This is a genomic window from Halalkalibaculum roseum (genome assembly GCF_011059145.1).
GTDB classification, from domain to species: domain Bacteria; phylum Bacteroidota; class Rhodothermia; order Balneolales; family Balneolaceae; genus Halalkalibaculum; species Halalkalibaculum roseum.
Window position 1 is genome coordinate 659328 of sequence record NZ_JAALLT010000003.1, and the last position, 15463, is coordinate 674790.

At 44.7% G+C, this 15463-nt stretch carries 14 protein-coding genes; 1 reads left to right on the forward strand and 13 read right to left on the reverse strand.

The genetic code is table 11. The features are described from left to right. Window positions 1–34: 34 nt before the first annotated feature. The 12 genes from uppS to G3570_RS11375 form a co-directional block, all read right to left on the reverse strand. Window positions 35–865, reverse strand: coding sequence for an undecaprenyl pyrophosphate synthase (gene uppS, locus G3570_RS11320; RefSeq protein ID WP_165142348.1), 831 nt, complete (start codon window positions 863–865; stop codon window positions 35–37). 70 nt (window positions 866–935) lie between these two features. Next, window positions 936–1415 (reverse strand): 6,7-dimethyl-8-ribityllumazine synthase, encoded by a 480-nt coding sequence (ribH, locus tag G3570_RS11325; RefSeq protein WP_165142350.1) that lies wholly within the window; start codon window positions 1413–1415, stop codon window positions 936–938. Window positions 1416–1419: 4 nt separating this feature from the next. Further along, window positions 1420–2259 (reverse strand): PHP domain-containing protein, encoded by an 840-nt coding sequence (locus tag G3570_RS11330; protein ID WP_165142352.1) that lies wholly within the window; start codon window positions 2257–2259, stop codon window positions 1420–1422. 1 nt (window position 2260) lies between these two features. Continuing rightward, a complete protein-coding gene (locus G3570_RS11335; protein WP_165142354.1) occupies window positions 2261–3916 on the reverse strand; it encodes a S41 family peptidase in 1656 nt (551 codons plus the stop codon). A gap of 11 nt (window positions 3917–3927) precedes the next feature. After that, on the reverse strand, window positions 3928–5934 hold the full coding sequence (locus tag G3570_RS11340; protein ID WP_165142356.1) for a LysM peptidoglycan-binding domain-containing protein: 2007 nt from the start codon (window positions 5932–5934) through the stop codon (window positions 3928–3930). 134 nt (window positions 5935–6068) lie between these two features. After that, the gene (locus G3570_RS11345) at window positions 6069–7745 is read right to left on the reverse strand and encodes an NAD+ synthase (protein ID WP_165142358.1); all 1677 of its coding nucleotides are present in this window, start codon (window positions 7743–7745) and stop codon (window positions 6069–6071) included. Window positions 7746–7769: 24 nt separating this feature from the next. After that, a complete protein-coding gene (locus G3570_RS11350; RefSeq protein ID WP_165142360.1) occupies window positions 7770–9443 on the reverse strand; it encodes an amidohydrolase in 1674 nt (557 codons plus the stop codon). A 104-nt stretch (window positions 9444–9547) separates the two neighbouring features. Beyond that, the gene (locus G3570_RS11355) at window positions 9548–9985 is read right to left on the reverse strand and encodes an NUDIX domain-containing protein (RefSeq protein ID WP_165142362.1); all 438 of its coding nucleotides are present in this window, start codon (window positions 9983–9985) and stop codon (window positions 9548–9550) included. Between the two features lie 3 nt (window positions 9986–9988). Next, window positions 9989–11641 carry a CTP synthase gene (gene pyrG, locus G3570_RS11360; protein WP_165142364.1) on the reverse strand — a complete coding sequence of 551 codons (1653 nt, stop codon included), beginning with the start codon at window positions 11639–11641 and terminating at the stop codon, window positions 9989–9991. Window positions 11642–11827: 186 nt separating this feature from the next. Then, window positions 11828–12688 (reverse strand): glycerophosphodiester phosphodiesterase, encoded by an 861-nt coding sequence (locus tag G3570_RS11365; protein ID WP_249066993.1) that lies wholly within the window; start codon window positions 12686–12688, stop codon window positions 11828–11830. Then, window positions 12675–13010: a hypothetical protein gene (locus tag G3570_RS11370; RefSeq protein WP_165142366.1), complete on the reverse strand. Its 336-nt coding sequence runs from the start codon at window positions 13008–13010 to the stop codon at window positions 12675–12677. The genes G3570_RS11365 and G3570_RS11370 overlap by 14 nt, the downstream gene beginning before the upstream one ends. Before the next feature lie 6 nt (window positions 13011–13016). Then, a complete protein-coding gene (locus tag G3570_RS11375; RefSeq protein ID WP_165142368.1) occupies window positions 13017–13367 on the reverse strand; it encodes a hypothetical protein in 351 nt (116 codons plus the stop codon). A 79-nt stretch (window positions 13368–13446) separates the two neighbouring features. On the opposite strand from G3570_RS11375, the gene rlmB reads away from it, so the two are divergent. Then, complete coding sequence (gene rlmB, locus G3570_RS11380; protein ID WP_165142370.1) at window positions 13447–14190, forward strand: 23S rRNA (guanosine(2251)-2'-O)-methyltransferase RlmB; 744 nt, start codon at window positions 13447–13449, stop codon at window positions 14188–14190. Here the strand turns inward: rlmB and G3570_RS11385 are convergent, their stop codons facing one another. Continuing rightward, window positions 14191–15420, reverse strand: coding sequence for an exo-beta-N-acetylmuramidase NamZ family protein (locus G3570_RS11385; protein ID WP_165142372.1), 1230 nt, complete (start codon window positions 15418–15420; stop codon window positions 14191–14193). Window positions 15421–15463 lie beyond the last annotated feature (43 nt).

The following is a 15463-nucleotide window of genomic DNA, read 5'->3' on the forward strand; positions in this document are numbered from 1 at the left end:
CACGATTGAGCTTAATATTAATATGATTAGATAATTACTGAGTCAGCTCTTGAACGTATGAGTCGGATGATTTCTTTTGCGGTTTTTCAGATATTCTTTTTCCGAACCTACGATCCCGTTTCTGATAAGCCCTGATTGCTTCATAAAGCTCATTCCTTCGGAAGTCGGGCCAATATGTTTCTGTGATATACAGTTCTGAATAGGCCAGCTGCCATAGAAGAAAGTTGCTAATTCGGTATTCCCCGCTGGTTCGAATTATCAAATCAGGATCCGGGATTTCAGCTGTGGAAAGGTGAGCACTAATAAGTTGGTCGTCAATATCTTCAGGGTCCAGTTCATTTTGCTTGACTTGTTCTGCAATTTTCTTAAACGCTTCTGTAATATCCCATCGGCCCGAATAACTCAGAGCTAAACACAGGTGCAGGCGGTCATTTCCTTTGGTCAGTTCAATAGCTTCTTTAAGTTCTTCCTGGCAAGCATCAGGAAAACGATTAATCTGGCCGATCGTTGCAAGTTTAATATTGTTCTCATTCAGGTTCTCAGCTTCCTTTCTCAACGACCGTACCAAAAGACGCATCAATGCGTTTACTTCTTTCTTGGGTCTTCCCCAGTTTTCCGTCGAAAAAGCGTAGAGGGTGAGATACTTAACTCCCAGTTGGGCACAAGCTTCTGTAATGTCCCGAACCGAGTCAACACCCGCCTTATGACCGAATGCACGCATATTTCCCCTGCGTTGGGCCCACCTTCCGTTACCATCCATGATGATGGCGATATGCTCAGGGAGTTCGCCCAGACCAATGAGATCAGCCTGTTTATTCTTATCAGCGCTGCCCTGCTCTTTATTTGTGAGTGATATCTTTTTCAAGGGATTATAATACTTTTATTTAAGCCCTCTATATTAGAGCTTTATAGCCGTCATTTCAAGCTCAAAGATACTATATTTTTTTGATTTTACGGATTACCGACATCATTTCCAGAAGGGCCAACGCTGCTTCGGCTCCTTTATTACCTGAGCTGTCACCTTCACCCGCTCTTTCACTGGCCTGTGCAACATTATCGGTGGTTAAAACACCGAAAGAAACCGGTTTTCCCGTTTCCATATTTAACTGGAGAACACCATTATTCACTGCCTCGCATACATAGTCGAAATGAGGAGTATCCCCCCGAATAACTGCACCCAGAGCAATAACCCCGTCTGTTTTATCAAGTAATTTTTTGGCTGTCAGCGGAATTTCATAAGCTCCGGGACACTGAGCCACTACAATCTGTTCGTCGGAATACCCTTTATTCTTAAGTACTTCAAGGGCTCCTTCCAGCAGATTATCGGTTATAAATGAGTTCCACTTTGCTACAACGATGCCAATTACACCTTCGTGATGTTCGTTCTCATCCCCTTTTATTCTCTCCACACCCATAGTATTACACCAGCATGTTCTTTCTTTGATTGATCATTCTTTTCATTCGATTCACTTTTTCCGTGCTGATCGTTACCACACCGAAATATTTCTGATAATCCTGACTCTGTCCATGGAAATCACTGCCACCGGTTGACAATAGGTCGTGCTTTTCAGCAAAACCTTCCATCTTTTTCTGCAACTCGTAATTGTGACTGGGATGGATTACTTCAATACCGTCAACTCCTGCTTCAACCAAGCCTTCCAGCTCTTTCTCCGAATACATTTGCCCGGGATGTGCAATGATTGTTGCCCCTCCGGCTGCTTTTACGGTATCAATTACTTCATCATGAGTGTAGTAATCGCTGGGAATCACCCCTAGCTGTTGATTGCTTAAATAGCGTATAAAAGCCTCTTTAAATGAAGCAACATACCCTTTACTAACCATAACAGCGGCTATATGGGGTCGACCGATATTGCTACCGTTGGCTTCCGCCCTTACTTCGTTTATATCCAATTCAAATCCTTCAAGAGAAAGTTGTTTGAGAATCCACTTTCCGCGGTCAACTCGTGCCTTGCGATGCCCTCTCATGAGTTTTCTAAAACCGGAATGGTTGACATCAAAGCCATATGCAAGAAGGTGGGCCTCTCGCTCTTCGTAAGTCGCCGTAATTTCACTTCCCGGGATTACTTCAATACCAAATTCACGAGCGGCTTCTAAAGCCTCTTCCAAACCGGCGATACTATCGTGATCGGTTATAGAAATAACCTCCAGATTCTGCTCGGCGGCTAGCTTAACAATTTCGGCAGGAGTAGAATTACCATCAGAAGCAGTGGTATGTATATGTAAATCAGCTTTTCCCAAACTACTTGATTGCTAGTATATCCCGGTAACGATTCTTGTTATTTATGACTTTTAAAGCTTCATCAATGGCCGGATCCCAGCGTAATGAGGCTTTAATTCTTCCGGAATTACCTTCAAAGCGAGAGATAACTTCAAGATATAGAGCGCGTTTAAGCTGACTGTTCTGATTTTCAAAGTCTTGCTGTTTCTTCTTTTCAATAGCCTGGTCAATAGCATCAATATGAGTTTTAACATCGGTGCTGGCCACCTGTTCACCCAAGCGTTTCTGAACACCGTTCAGGTAGCGCTCCGATTCGGTTTCATAGCTGAAGTTTTTACTCTTCAGGTACTCCCTGAACTCATTGAAAGTTTGTTCGGAAATGGACTCTGCAGCGAATGCTTCTCTTTCAGAAGCCATCTGGTTGGCGAAGAAGAAAAAGTGACTTTCTTTCATCAGCTCGGTTTCCAGCAAACTTGGAACCGGACTCTTCACATTTACATCAGGCGCAATTCCTTCACCGTCATACACTGTCCGACCGTTTCTGGTCTTAAAAGATTTCCTCAGTGAATCTGGTTTTATAACCGCAGAATTTTTGTCGTCATGAGTGTAGGTTATAGACTGTATGCTTCTGCCGCTGGGAATGTAATAGCGAGAAGTGGTAATTTTGAGTGCCGTATTGTATGAAAGCGGTTGTACTATTTGTACCAAGCCCTTCCCAAAACTCTGCTCACCTACAATTACTGCCCTATCCAGATCCTGCAGAGCACCTGCCACGATTTCTGAAGCACTGGCGCTTCCCTCATTTTGCAGAATTACAAGCGGTACTGAACCCAGCAGTGCGGGCTCCTCAGTTCGAAATGTACTGTTATGCTGACTCAGTCTGCCGCGGGTTTCCACAACTTTTAAACCGGGATCAACGAATTTGTCAACGGTCTTTACCGCTTCGTCCAGCAAACCTCCCGGATTGTTTCTGAGGTCTAATATCAACCCGTTGAGGGTTCCCTGTTTTTGAAATTTTTCAATGGCTTTTCTGATCTCATCGGCCGTATTCTGTGAAAAACGGCTTAAACTGATATACCCAATATCACCATCGGGGCCGATTAAGTCGGAGTACGCGATGTTTTTGACTTCAATACGTTCTCTCTTCAATTCAAATAGCAGGTTCTCTTCAATGCCGTAGCGTTCAATGGTAAGAGTAAGAGTAGTACCGGGTTCGCCCATTGTGAGATTCTGAACCTCTTCGGGAGTCAGTGAGGCTACCTCGACATCATTTACTTTCTTGATGATATCTCCTGCACGTATGCCTTTCTTTTGTGCGGGATATCCGTCCATGGGCGCTATGACAACGATTTTATCGCCTCGTATTCCCACATCCAGACCTATGCCCGCATAACTGCCCCGGGTTATGATTTCAATATCCTGATTTTGGGACTCATCAATAAATACCGTGTAAGGATCCAGTGATTCCAACATGGAGTTTAAACCCTTTCGCATCAGTTTTTCGGGATTTACCTCATCCACATAATTAAGAGATACCTCACGGTAAACTTCGCTAAAAATCGTGAAGTTCTTCTTGATGAGAAAATAGATATCTGAATTGCGTGCAGCTCCGGCTAAAGCAGTAAGACTTACCGCAACGATAGCTGCGGTAACGGCTAATTTTCTCGTTTTGCTCATAATACTATTTTCTATTCCGGACTATTCACCTTCAGGGTCTGCCCAACATAGATGCGTGAACCGGAAATGTTATTGATTCGCTTTAACTCAGCAACGGTAATTCCGAAGGAGTTTGCGATATCAATTAACGTATCATTCTTCTGAACCTTGTATTGAATAGCATTAGAATCGTCGGCACTAGCGAGGTAAGCCCGGGTCACATCTTTACCGGAGCGCTGTTCACGTTCTATTCGCTGCTTTTCTGAGAAAGCCATGCTATTAACTTTGCTGTAATAGGCTTTTTTATTCTCAGGGACATAGACAGTGAGTTTATCGCCAACCCGGATTGTATTATTGGTACCGCTCCAGGAACGTATTTGCCAGGCTCGTACATCGTACCATTCGGCAACGTGGCCAATGGTATCACCGCTTTTGACGGTATAAGTCATTTTAGCGGAATTTGCAGGTGCAGAGGCTCTGGATGTCCTGCGGCTTGAAGTACTGTTTCTGGGTTGATTGGTCGGACGGCTGGCTGCAATTTTTTCCATACTGCCGGGAGCCAGAGGTACTACCAGTTTTTGTCCTGGATAAATGGTACTTGATAGATTTTCATTAGTCTCGTAAAGCCCCCTTACCGAAGTACCGTACTTTCTGGCGATATAACCCAGTGTTTCCCCTCGCTGTACAGTGTGCATGGCAATATTCTGGCTGCGGGATTCTTTGGGAATATCATCGTAATTCGCAGCAAATACTTCCTTAGTGTTTACCGGAAGTTTAAGGGGATAGGTTGATCCCGGTGGCGTAGCCCATCGCAACAGCTCTGGATTATATTCTTTAAGTTTTTCTGTGGTTATGCCGGCAGCTTTGGCAAGCTGGTCAAGAGGCATTAAGGGATCAACTTCAGCTACCTCATAATCATATGGAGTACCGTTGTAGTTTTTCTGGAATCCAAACTCTTCCGGATTCATGGCGATCATTGTAGCAGCAATAAAACCGGGTACATATCCCCTGGTTTCACGCGGCAGGTAGGGATAAGCCTCCCAGTAATCTTCCTTCCCACCAGCTGCTCGGATGGCACGCTTCAAGCCGCGTGGACTGATATTATAGTTGGCCATGGCAAGGTGCCAATCGCCCCAGATATTGTAAAGATCTTTCAGGTGACGCGCAGCAGCCCGGGTAGCTTTTTCCGGATCACGCCGCTCATCCAGCCACCAGTTAACTTCCAGTCCGTACATGGAACCGGTTGCCCGGATAAACTGCCACATGCCCACGGCAGCAGCCCAGCTTCGCGCAGTCGGATTCAATCCACTCTCAATCATGGATAAGTGTATCAGCTCGACAGGCACCCCTTCTTCATTAAAAATCTTCCTCATCATGGGGAAATATCGTTCCGAGCGCTCAAGCCAGGAGTCCATGACCTCCGGACGTCTCAGCGTATAATATACAAGGTGACGACTGACCTGGCGATTTTGTACCAGAGGTACTTCTGTTTTTGTCGTGGTAATATTGTCCGGAATTACATAACCGTCTTCAAAGAGATCTTCATCCGTATTTGAGAGTTCTTTTTGAATGGCGAACACCTCACCTTCAACCTCTTCTGCCGGATTTTTTATACCATAAAACTCTCGGTACTCCGCCATCACGGTACGATAAACCTCATTGAACCGCTTATCGGACTGTACCTCGGGATAATCATCCAGCAATGCTTGTAAATTGGAAAGGGCATCGGTGATATGCTTTTCAGCCTGCAGAGGCTCGCTATCTACCTGTGCCTGAATTGCCAACGTATTGGATTGATAGACCTCGGCAATGCGGGTCATGATTTCTTTCTGGAAATTATCCAGATCCTTGTGAATAGGCTCTTCGTTGTTACCAAAATTGTACTTGGAAGGTATCATGGGATTATTGTAGGGCAATAACCGCTCAGGCATTTCCACTTCACTTATTCTAACATCAACAGAATCAAGCTGTTGAGCCTGCACTGAACCCACACCCAGACAAGTACATATAGTTATTCCTATTAAAATTTTTTTCTGCATTGCCGTGTAGATTGTTTCCAAATTTATATTCAATATTCTAAAATACTTAAATTCCAAGTTAGATTTTAAAAAATCCTTGCACAATCTAAAAACAATTGTACTCAATTTTTAAAGTTATGAGTGAATCATAACATTTAGATCTGGTTTTCAGTCCACTTCTGTACGATTGGCCATCTTCTACCGGTTCCGAAAGCTTTGGTACTTACTTTTAGAGTTGGAACTGACTGGTAACGCTTGTATTCCGTATAGTCAACCAGCTTGATAACTTTTTTGACGGTATCTTCATCGAAACCATTATTTATAATATCTTCGGCAGAAAGCTGCTTTTCAATGTAAAGTTCCAATATTGAATCCAGAATGCTGTAATCGGGCAGCGTATCACTGTCCTGCTGATTGGGTTTTAGTTCGGCGCTGGGAGCTTTATCAATAATCTCCCGGGGAATTATCTCTTCTTCGTAAAAATCACTGTTTAGCCAGGAAGCCATTTCATAGACCTCCGTTTTGTAGAGATCGGCAATGATACCAAGACCTCCTGCCATATCACCATATAGCGTACAGTATCCCGTAGCTAGTTCCGACTTATTCCCGGAATTGAGCAGCATGTGACCGAATTTATTTGAAATGGCCATAAGCAGATCTCCACGTATTCTACTCTGCAGGTTTTCTTCGGCTATCCCAAATGAAGTTCCCTTGAAGAAGGGCTCAAGATTTTCAAGGAAACCGTCATATAATTCTTTAATGGATATTTGCTTAAAGGTAATGCCCAGGTTTTTTGCCAGTACTCTGGAATGATCAATGCTTCCTTTTGAGGAAAATTCCGAAGGCATCGTGACGCCTGTCACTTTTTCCGGACCCAGAGCACTGGCCGCTATGCAGGCAACAAGCGAGGAATCAATACCGCCACTGAGTCCAAGTATGACTTTATCAGCAACTCCTGTTTTGGCCATGTAATCTTTGAGACCTAAGACTAATGCCTTAAACATATTTTCCACATTCGAAACTTTATTGGCTTCATAAGTCTGAACTGCTTCTACTTTGTTGGACTCGGCTTTCCAAAATACATCAATAAAGTCCTCTTCAAATAACCGGGCCCTGGCAATAACCTTTTCATTCTTATCAATTACCATGGAATCCCCGTCAAAAATAATCTCCGTATTTGCCCCTATCTGATTAGCATAAAATATGGGTAATCCCAACTGTCCGACGTGGTTTTGCAGCATCCGGCGTCGGCTGTCCGGCTTGGTTTTGGTGAAAGGAGAGGCCGAAATATTGATAATAGCTTCAGCACCTAATTCGGCTAGCTTGCATGCCGGGTTGGTTTCATAGGTGTGATACTGAATATCATTCTCATTGTACCAGATATCCTCGCATATCGTGATGCCGAGCTTTATACCTTTAATTTCAATACATCTGAACTCTTTATTCTCTTCAAAATATCTCAGGTCATCAAATACATCATAGGTGGGCAGTAAGGTCTTGTGAACTTCACCAATCAGCTCTCCATTTTCAGCAACCAGTGCAGAATTAAAACATTTTCTGCCATAAGGAGAAGGATTATCGGTCACGGACCCGAAAATAATTGTAGTACCTACAGTAGCAGAAGTAATCCTTTCATTCATTCGGTAGATAGACTGCCGAAAACTTTCGCGCTCCAACAGATCCATGGGCGGGTATCCGCAAACAGTAAGTTCGGGAAGAATCAAAAGATCTATTCCGTCATTCTCTGCCTCCTCTAGAGCCTTAAGGATAGCTTCAACATTGGTTTTCAAGTCACCAATGGTTGGATTTAGCTGCTGGGTACGAACCTTCATGAAATACGGTCTTGAACTCAAAAACTACTGTTCTGCTGAATAGACCTTTTCACCGGCCACCCAGGTCTCTAGTACTTTCGTTTGCCAGATTTCTTCTCTGGATATCTCCATATAATTTCGGTCTATAAGTATAAAATCGGCCCATTTGCCCGGTTCCAGACTACCCAGTATATCTTCCTGATGTGCGGCATAGGCAGCATCTATGGTAAATGAGCGCAGGGCATTTTCTCTGGAAATGGCCTCATTCGGATGCCATCCACCTTCCGGATTTCCCTGGTGATCCTGCCGGGTGATTGCGGAATAGAGACCGAAGAACGGATTAACATTTTCAACGGGGAAATCCGAGCCCGATGCCAATACCGTTCCCTGCTCCAGAAAGGTTTTCCAGGCATATCCCCCTTCAATACGCTCAGAACCTACCCGGTCTTCCGCCATATTCATGTCGCTGGTGGCATGGGTAGGCTGCATAGAGGCAATGATATTAAGTTCCTTAAAACGAGGTATGTCTTCCAATGATACAATTTGGGCATGTTCAATGCGGTGTCGTAAGCCCTGTTCACCTAAACTGTCTTTTACATTTGCAAATGCATCCAATACCACTCGATTGGCCCGATCTCCAATGGCGTGAACGTTAGTCTGGAATCCTTCAGAAGCCGTTTTCATAATCATGTCAGTCATCTCCTCTTCTGAAGCGAAAAGCAGTCCCCTGTTACCGGGATCATCAGAATAGGACTCGATCATGGCAGCCCCCCTGCTCCCCAGGGCACCATCGGAGTAGAGTTTAACACTTCTTAGTGCCAGCTTATCCTCAGCATAGGAAGTGATCGGTCCGTTTTCGGATAACTGATCGAAGGTATCTCCGGCACCGCCTATCATGGCGTAAATGCGGGTAATCATGTTTCCGTTATCAGCAAAATTCTTGTAGAGGTTCCAGTCATCGACGCTTATTCCGGCATCATGGACGCCGGTAAGTCCATGGGAACTCATTTGCTGCAAGGCTTTTTCAAGGGCCATTTCCCTTTCTCGTTCAGTTCGGGCCGGTACTTCTGATTCTACAAGACCCATTGCAGCATCAACGAATACTCCTGTGGGGTTTCCATCTTCATCCCTAATGATTTTACCGCCTTGTGGATCCTCGGTATCTGCTGTGATACCTGCCAACTCCATCGCCTTTGAGTTTGCCCAGCCGGCATGCCCGTCAACCCGGCTCAGCCAAACGGGACGTTCGGTAACGGCACCGTCCAGTTCTTCTGCTGTTGGAAACCGGTTGATATCCCATCGCGTGTGATTCCACCCGCGACCCAGAATCCACTCACGATCGGGATACTGTTCTGCATAATCACCGATCATTTGAAGGGTTGAATCCAGTGATCCGGCACCGGCAACATCCACATCAAGTTCCTGGAATCCCAGACCCATGACATGCCCGTGCGCATCAATTAATCCGGGAAGCATCACATTCCCTTCGCCATCCAGCACGCGTGCATCAGGGTATTCACCCGCCAACGAGCCTTCATTTGCGGTCTTAACTACTTTGCCTTCCTGAAATGCTATAGAAGAAAAGGTTGCTAGTTCTCCATTAGAGAAGGTATAGCCATCGATATTTTCATATACCGTGGTGTCAGGTGATTTTTGGCTGCAGGCTGCCATACCTAAAGCAAAAATAGTGAGAGTAATCAGAAAAGTGTAGAATCGCATAGATGTGTTGTATTAGGTGGCTAATAAAGAATGCTAAATTTATGGTATTGCACGTAGTTAAAAAAATGAAATCTGGCAGATCAATAGCTGTAGGGCAAAGGCCCCTAGAAATCTATCCGATCGAGTTCCTCAATCAATTTTTCGGGCGAAAGCTTAAGTGTGTTCAGAGAAGAAATTGGCTTCCATTCAACTGCTTTAAGTAATTGAGAATGGTCATCATGCTCCGGATCGGCTCCGAGTGAAATTTTACCCCCTCTCTTCTTGACCCGGTAGTATAATTCGATGGCGTGATAGGGTTCTTCAATCAGCTCATTCAAAAAGAGGAATTCTTCTGTAGTTATTATGGCTCCGGTCTCTTCCTTGAACTCTCTTTCAAGGCAATCTTCCAGGGATTCCCCGAATTCAAGCCCACCGCCCGGCGGCATCCAGACAAGTTGTTCCGTTACAGGTGAATGAATCTGAACCAAAAGGATAGAAGAATTTTCAACCAGTATCCCGTTAACCCTGATCCTGATCTTATTCTGATAGGCCTCGACGTTCACAGTCTATCCTATGGCCACTTCTTTTTTATTAACGGGCACATTCAAATTATTCTCCTTTGCATACTTCAAGCTGGCCTTGACAAAATCAACGAACAGAGGCTGCGGGTTATTTACCGTGCTGCAGAGTTCCGGGTGGAACTGCACCCCTACGAACCATGGATGATCCTCGAGCTCTACTATTTCCACCAGGTCACGATCGGGATTGAAACCAACCAGCTGCATACCGTCTTCCACAAGTTTGTAGCGCAAGTTGTTATTGACCTCGTAACGATGGCGATGACGCTCCTGAATGAAATCGGTTCCATATGCCTGGTACGATTTCGAGCCTTCCTTGATCTTGCAATCGTAGAGTCCCAACCTCATGGTTCCGCCTTTATCCTGAATGTCTTTTTGATCAGCCATCAGATCAATGATGGGATGATCAGATTCTTCCACAAATTCGGTACTGTTTGCTGTATCCCAGTTGCAGACATTTCTTGCGTACTCAATTACGGCACATTGCATGCCGAGGCAAATACCAAAGAAGGGAATATTATTGACCCGAGCATGCTTGACGGCTGCTACCTTTCCTTCCACACCGCGGTCACCGAATCCCGGTGCTACCAGTATACCTGAAACACCTTTTAACTTCCTGGCTACATTCTCTTCCGTGAGATCATCCGACTGTACCCAAACAATGTTCACCTCACAATCATTGACCGCGCCGCCATGGATAAATGCTTCCACAATCGATTTGTAGGCGTCGTGATGCTCTACATATTTCCCAACTAATGCTATTTTAATTTCTGTCGATGGATTTCTGACAGCTTCCACAAACCCAATCCAACGCTCCAGATCCGGTTCTTTTGCTTCAAATTGAAGTTTTTCAATGACACGGGTATCCAAACCTTCGTCCTGCATCAAAAGCGGTACCTCGTAAATGCTCTCTGCATCCAGCGAGGCTATCACATCGGCAATTTCCACATTACAGAACTGGGCTATTTTCTTTCTGATCGACTGATCCAACGGATGTTCAGAACGCGCCACAATGATATCGGGTTGCAAACCGCTTTCCGAGAGGGTTTTTACCGAATGTTGCGTAGGCTTTGTTTTCAGCTCCCTGGCGGCCTTTAGATAGGGCACCAGTGTAAGGTGGATAGACAAGGTATTTTTTCTTCCCACATCATATCGCAGCTGTCTAACCGCTTCGATATAGGGCAAACTCTCAATATCACCAACCGTACCGCCGATTTCTGTAATCACAACATCATAATCACCCGACTCGCCGAGCTTCATGATATGAGATTTTATTTCATCGGTAATGTGCGGGATCACCTGCACAGTCTTGCCCAGATAGGCACCCTGCCGTTCTTTCGAAATAACATCGTAATAAATCCGCCCGGTCGTGACATTATTCTCCTGAGAGGTTTTGATATCCAGAAAGCGTTCATAGTGCCCAAGGTCAAGATCGGTCTCTGCCCCGTCATCGGTCACATAAACTTCACCGTGTTCATAGGGGTTCATGGTTCCCGGATCCACATTGATATAAGGGTCGAGCTTTTGAATGGTAACCCGCAATCCTCTTGCCACGAGCAGGCGTCCTAAAGATGCACAAATGATGCCTTTACCGAGTGACGACGTTACACCACCGGTCACGAAAATATATTTGGTCGTCATGAAGAGCTGAGTAGTTGTTAATGGTTACAGAAAAATAGAACCTTTCCCGCCGGCATTCAAACCTTTTTATGTTTCTTTTTCAAGCCGGTTACCTATTGAGCAATGTTACGGCACCAAAAATTCAAAATGTTGAATCCGTAATTTAGTTTTTATGATTCCCTCAATTCGTTAGGATTCTAACTCCCGCTAGTCAAGCACTTCCCAGAGCACATCCGGTTTGTTGGTAAAAATACCGCTCACGTTCATCTTAAGCAGTTTCCGCATCTGCGAGGGCTTGTCTACGGTATAGACAAACACCGGGATATTATTTTCCCTGACATCTTTGAATCGCCTGGTATTTAATTGCCGGTAGCTGCAGTTGAAGGCATCTGCCTCATACTTTTTCAGCAGCTCCGAGGGTAGCAGCTTTTGTGACTGCTTTTTCTCATAGAGAATGGCAGCAGGCATTTTGGAATCAAGTGTTTTGATGTGTTCAACTGCACGATAATCAAAACTTGAAAAGAGCACATGGTTTTCCATCCCATATTTCCTGACCAGCTCCAGGCTTTTCTGCTCTACACCACCCTCTACTTCATCGGTAACCGCTTCTGTTTTGATCTCGATGTTCAGCGCTATTTTACCCGAAGCATAAGCCAGAACCTCTTCCAGGGTTGGGATCTTTTCTCCGGCGAAAGTTGAATCAAACCAGGATCCGGCATCCAGTTTCCGCAGTTCATCCAGCGTATAATCTCCTATGTTTCCGGATCCATTTGTATGATCGTCGAGAGTGGCGTCATGAAACACTACCGGAACGCCATCTTTACTCATCATAACATCCAGTTCAATCATTTCTGCATTCATCTCCAACGCACCCTTGAAAGCAGCCATCGTATTTTCCGGGTAGTAAGCGCTTGCTCCGCGATGAGCGATAACTACAAAATTGTCTCCATTATCCTGATAAAGTTGTGGCAGTTTGTACACAGAAGATTCTTCCATATCGGTAATATGAGCTGAAAAGAGACCTGAAAAGGCCATTAGCAGATATATTATTGGTTTAATCAGAGTCATGTTCCTTTTTCCATCTCAAAAATTCAATTAATTCGTTTATCTGTTTCTTTTGATATAGAATGAGCCCCATATTAATGACAAATACACCCACGATGATATATAAGAAGGTGTCTCCTAGCTGGGTAATATCATAAAAGAAGGAGTATCCGAAAAAAAGAATGGCGGCAAAGTTTATCAACAAGTGCCACCATTTGGTTCTGTCTCTTTTTTTAAGTGCTTTGATCTTTTCGGCTATGGGTAGATCAAACTGTTCTTTCTTGAGATGGATTTTAAGATAGGACTGATAGCGTTCTTTCTGCTGGCTATCATAAGTATCATGCATGTTTAGCTAATTTTTTGCATCCATGATTCTTCTCATAGCATCGCGCAACAATCGGTTGGATCCGCGGTGCCGGGACACAATAGTATAAAGAAAGTAGATGCCAATCATAGTTACTACGCTGGCAAACATACTAACCATTACAGAAAGCCACATGGGACTGATGAATCCTGCGGTCGATAAAAAGATCGCTGTGAGCCCAAGTGTTATCTGAAAGATTGCAGAAAGAAAGTGAAGTGTGTTGACCGAGTGAGCCTGGTCAATGATCCCCAAAAACTTCGAACTATACTTTTCTGAATTCGTTATTTTAGAGGAGTGCGGGGAAATGAATTCATTTCCACTTTGTTCGTGTGTTTTCATAAGCTAAGCCCCTTTTTTATACTAACCCAATTGTGACTAATTTATAGGAATTTCTGAATAAATCAATCTTTTTCGAAAAATGAGCACCGATGATGCAAATATTTACATTTACGGCAAAAACCCTGTTACTGAAGCACTAAAGGACGAACCCGAGAGAGTTGACAAGATATTTGTGCGCAACTCACTGAAGGATGCTAACATTGCTGATATTTTCACTCTTGCCTCTAACAACCGTATCCCCATAAGTCACGTTCCCGGGGCAAAACTGTACGAACTGGTCGGAAGCGTCAATGACCAGGGAGTCGTAGCCCTGATGAGTGCCGTTGAATACATGGATTTTGGAGAATGGTTATCCGGAGTTGACCTGGATGAATATCCCGGCATTCTGCTTCTCGACGAAATCGAAGACCCGCACAATCTTGGTGCAATACTTCGAACTGCGGCTGCTGCCGGAATCTCAGCCGTCTTGGTACCCAAACACCGTCAGGCCCCTGTCAATGCAACCGTATTTAAAACTTCTGCAGGTACGGCAGGCAGAATTCCGATAGTACGCGTAGGTAATCTAAATCAGTGCATCATGGAACTGAAAGATGAGGGGTTCTGGATCGGTGGGTTGGATGCCGAAGGTGACCGCTCACTATGGGATCTTGAAGTAGATCGCCCCCTAGCTTTCATTATAGGAAATGAGGGAAGTGGTATCAGAAAGAAAACACTGGAGCACTGTGATTATCGAATAACCATCCCCATGTATAACAGGGTAGAATCGCTGAATGCGTCCGTCAGTGCTGCCCTTATCAGTTATGAGTGGAGAAGGAAAAAATGATTAGTCATAGATCAAGTAGGGCTTTCTAGCTTCCCTGAAGGATTCTATCTGATCCTGCCAGACAGCGGTATTGAAATTTTGTATCTCTTCACTTCCCGCCAGTTTATAAATAAAATCGTTCAGCTCAACTTGATCCGAAGCTTCCTCCATAAGTTCCAACAGCCGAACGCCAAATAGAACGGGATCAAATGTGTCAAAATTTGAAACCTCTATCTCGACTCCCCGGCATAATTGCCCCTCGTATTTGGGATTTCGTGATTTTCCCGGGATGGAAACCGGAGTAAAGGTAATCTGTTCAATATTCACTCCCGGAAAATTTTCTTGTAATTTAGCCAGCTGATCCTTCTGTAAATTCAAAAAAGGCGCGCCGATCTTAAGAAATGGATCGCTTGTACCTCTACCCTCAGAAATGTTAGTGCCTTCGAAGAGTACGGTTCCCAGATATGTAAAAGCATGTTCAAACGTGGGCAGGTTCGGGGAAGGAGGATGCCATTCGAGTCCCGTATCCGGCCATTTCATGCTTCTTTCCCAGCCTTCGGCAGGAATAACCCTGAGTATAGGCTGTTTCACTACCTGCAACCATCGTTCTCCAATCATCATTTTTGCCAACTCTCCCAGCGTCATACCGTGAGCCATAGGAATAGCATAAGCCCCAACGAAGGATTTGTATTGTGGATCCAGTATCCAGCCCGAGGTATAACTTCCGCCGGCAGGATTGGGCCGGTCCAGTACCCATACCGGTGTTTCACTTTGAGAGGCAGCCTCAAGAAGTAACCCCAGTGTCACATTATAAGTGTAAAATCGTCCGCCTACATCTTGCATATCAAAGAGAAGAACATCCACTTCCTGCAGCATTTCGGGAGTAGGCTTTTTGGTCTGACCATATAAAGAATATACAGGCAGGCCGGTTTCGCGATCCACCCCGTCTTCAATAACCTCCCCGGCTCCCGCCTCTCCCCGAAAACCGTGTTCCGGCGCAAAAAGGGCACTTACATTTACAGATCGCTTTAAAAGCGTATCGAGCATGTGCGTGCCGTTGACCCTCGCAGTGGGATTCATAACCAGTCCAACACGCATACCCTGAAGTTCATCCAGATGCTTTTCCAGAAGTACTTCGGCACCCACTTGTACCGTTTGCGAGTTGCTTTCCGATCGTGAACTCTCAGCCGAGGAACAGGCTTGGAACAGCAAACCCAAAACGCTTATCAGTAAAACAATTGATTGTTTCATAGGTAAAAAATAAGGCTCCACAGTGATAACCATGGAGCCTGTT

What these genes read in the sequence shown, in the direction of transcription:
- G3570_RS11340 (WP_165142356.1), bottom strand. Translation starts at nt 5,934, where the DNA reads ATGCAGAAAAAAATTTTAATAGGAATAACTATATGTACTTGTCTGGGT.
- ribH (WP_165142350.1), bottom strand. Translation starts at nt 1,415, where the DNA reads ATGGGTGTGGAGAGAATAAAAGGGGATGAGAACGAACATCACGAAGGT.
- G3570_RS11365 (WP_249066993.1), bottom strand. Translation starts at nt 12,688, where the DNA reads ATGACTCTGATTAAACCAATAATATATCTGCTAATGGCCTTTTCAGGT.
- G3570_RS11350 (WP_165142360.1), bottom strand. Translation starts at nt 9,443, where the DNA reads ATGCGATTCTACACTTTTCTGATTACTCTCACTATTTTTGCTTTAGGT.
- rlmB (WP_165142370.1), top strand. Translation starts at nt 13,447, where the DNA reads ATGAGCACCGATGATGCAAATATTTACATTTACGGCAAAAACCCTGTT.
- pyrG (WP_165142364.1), bottom strand. Translation starts at nt 11,641, where the DNA reads ATGACGACCAAATATATTTTCGTGACCGGTGGTGTAACGTCGTCACTC.
- G3570_RS11370 (WP_165142366.1), bottom strand. Translation starts at nt 13,010, where the DNA reads ATGCATGATACTTATGATAGCCAGCAGAAAGAACGCTATCAGTCCTAT.
- G3570_RS11335 (WP_165142354.1), bottom strand. Translation starts at nt 3,916, where the DNA reads ATGAGCAAAACGAGAAAATTAGCCGTTACCGCAGCTATCGTTGCGGTA.
- G3570_RS11385 (WP_165142372.1), bottom strand. Translation starts at nt 15,420, where the DNA reads ATGAAACAATCAATTGTTTTACTGATAAGCGTTTTGGGTTTGCTGTTC.
- G3570_RS11345 (WP_165142358.1), bottom strand. Translation starts at nt 7,745, where the DNA reads ATGAAGGTTCGTACCCAGCAGCTAAATCCAACCATTGGTGACTTGAAA.
- G3570_RS11375 (WP_165142368.1), bottom strand. Translation starts at nt 13,367, where the DNA reads ATGAAAACACACGAACAAAGTGGAAATGAATTCATTTCCCCGCACTCC.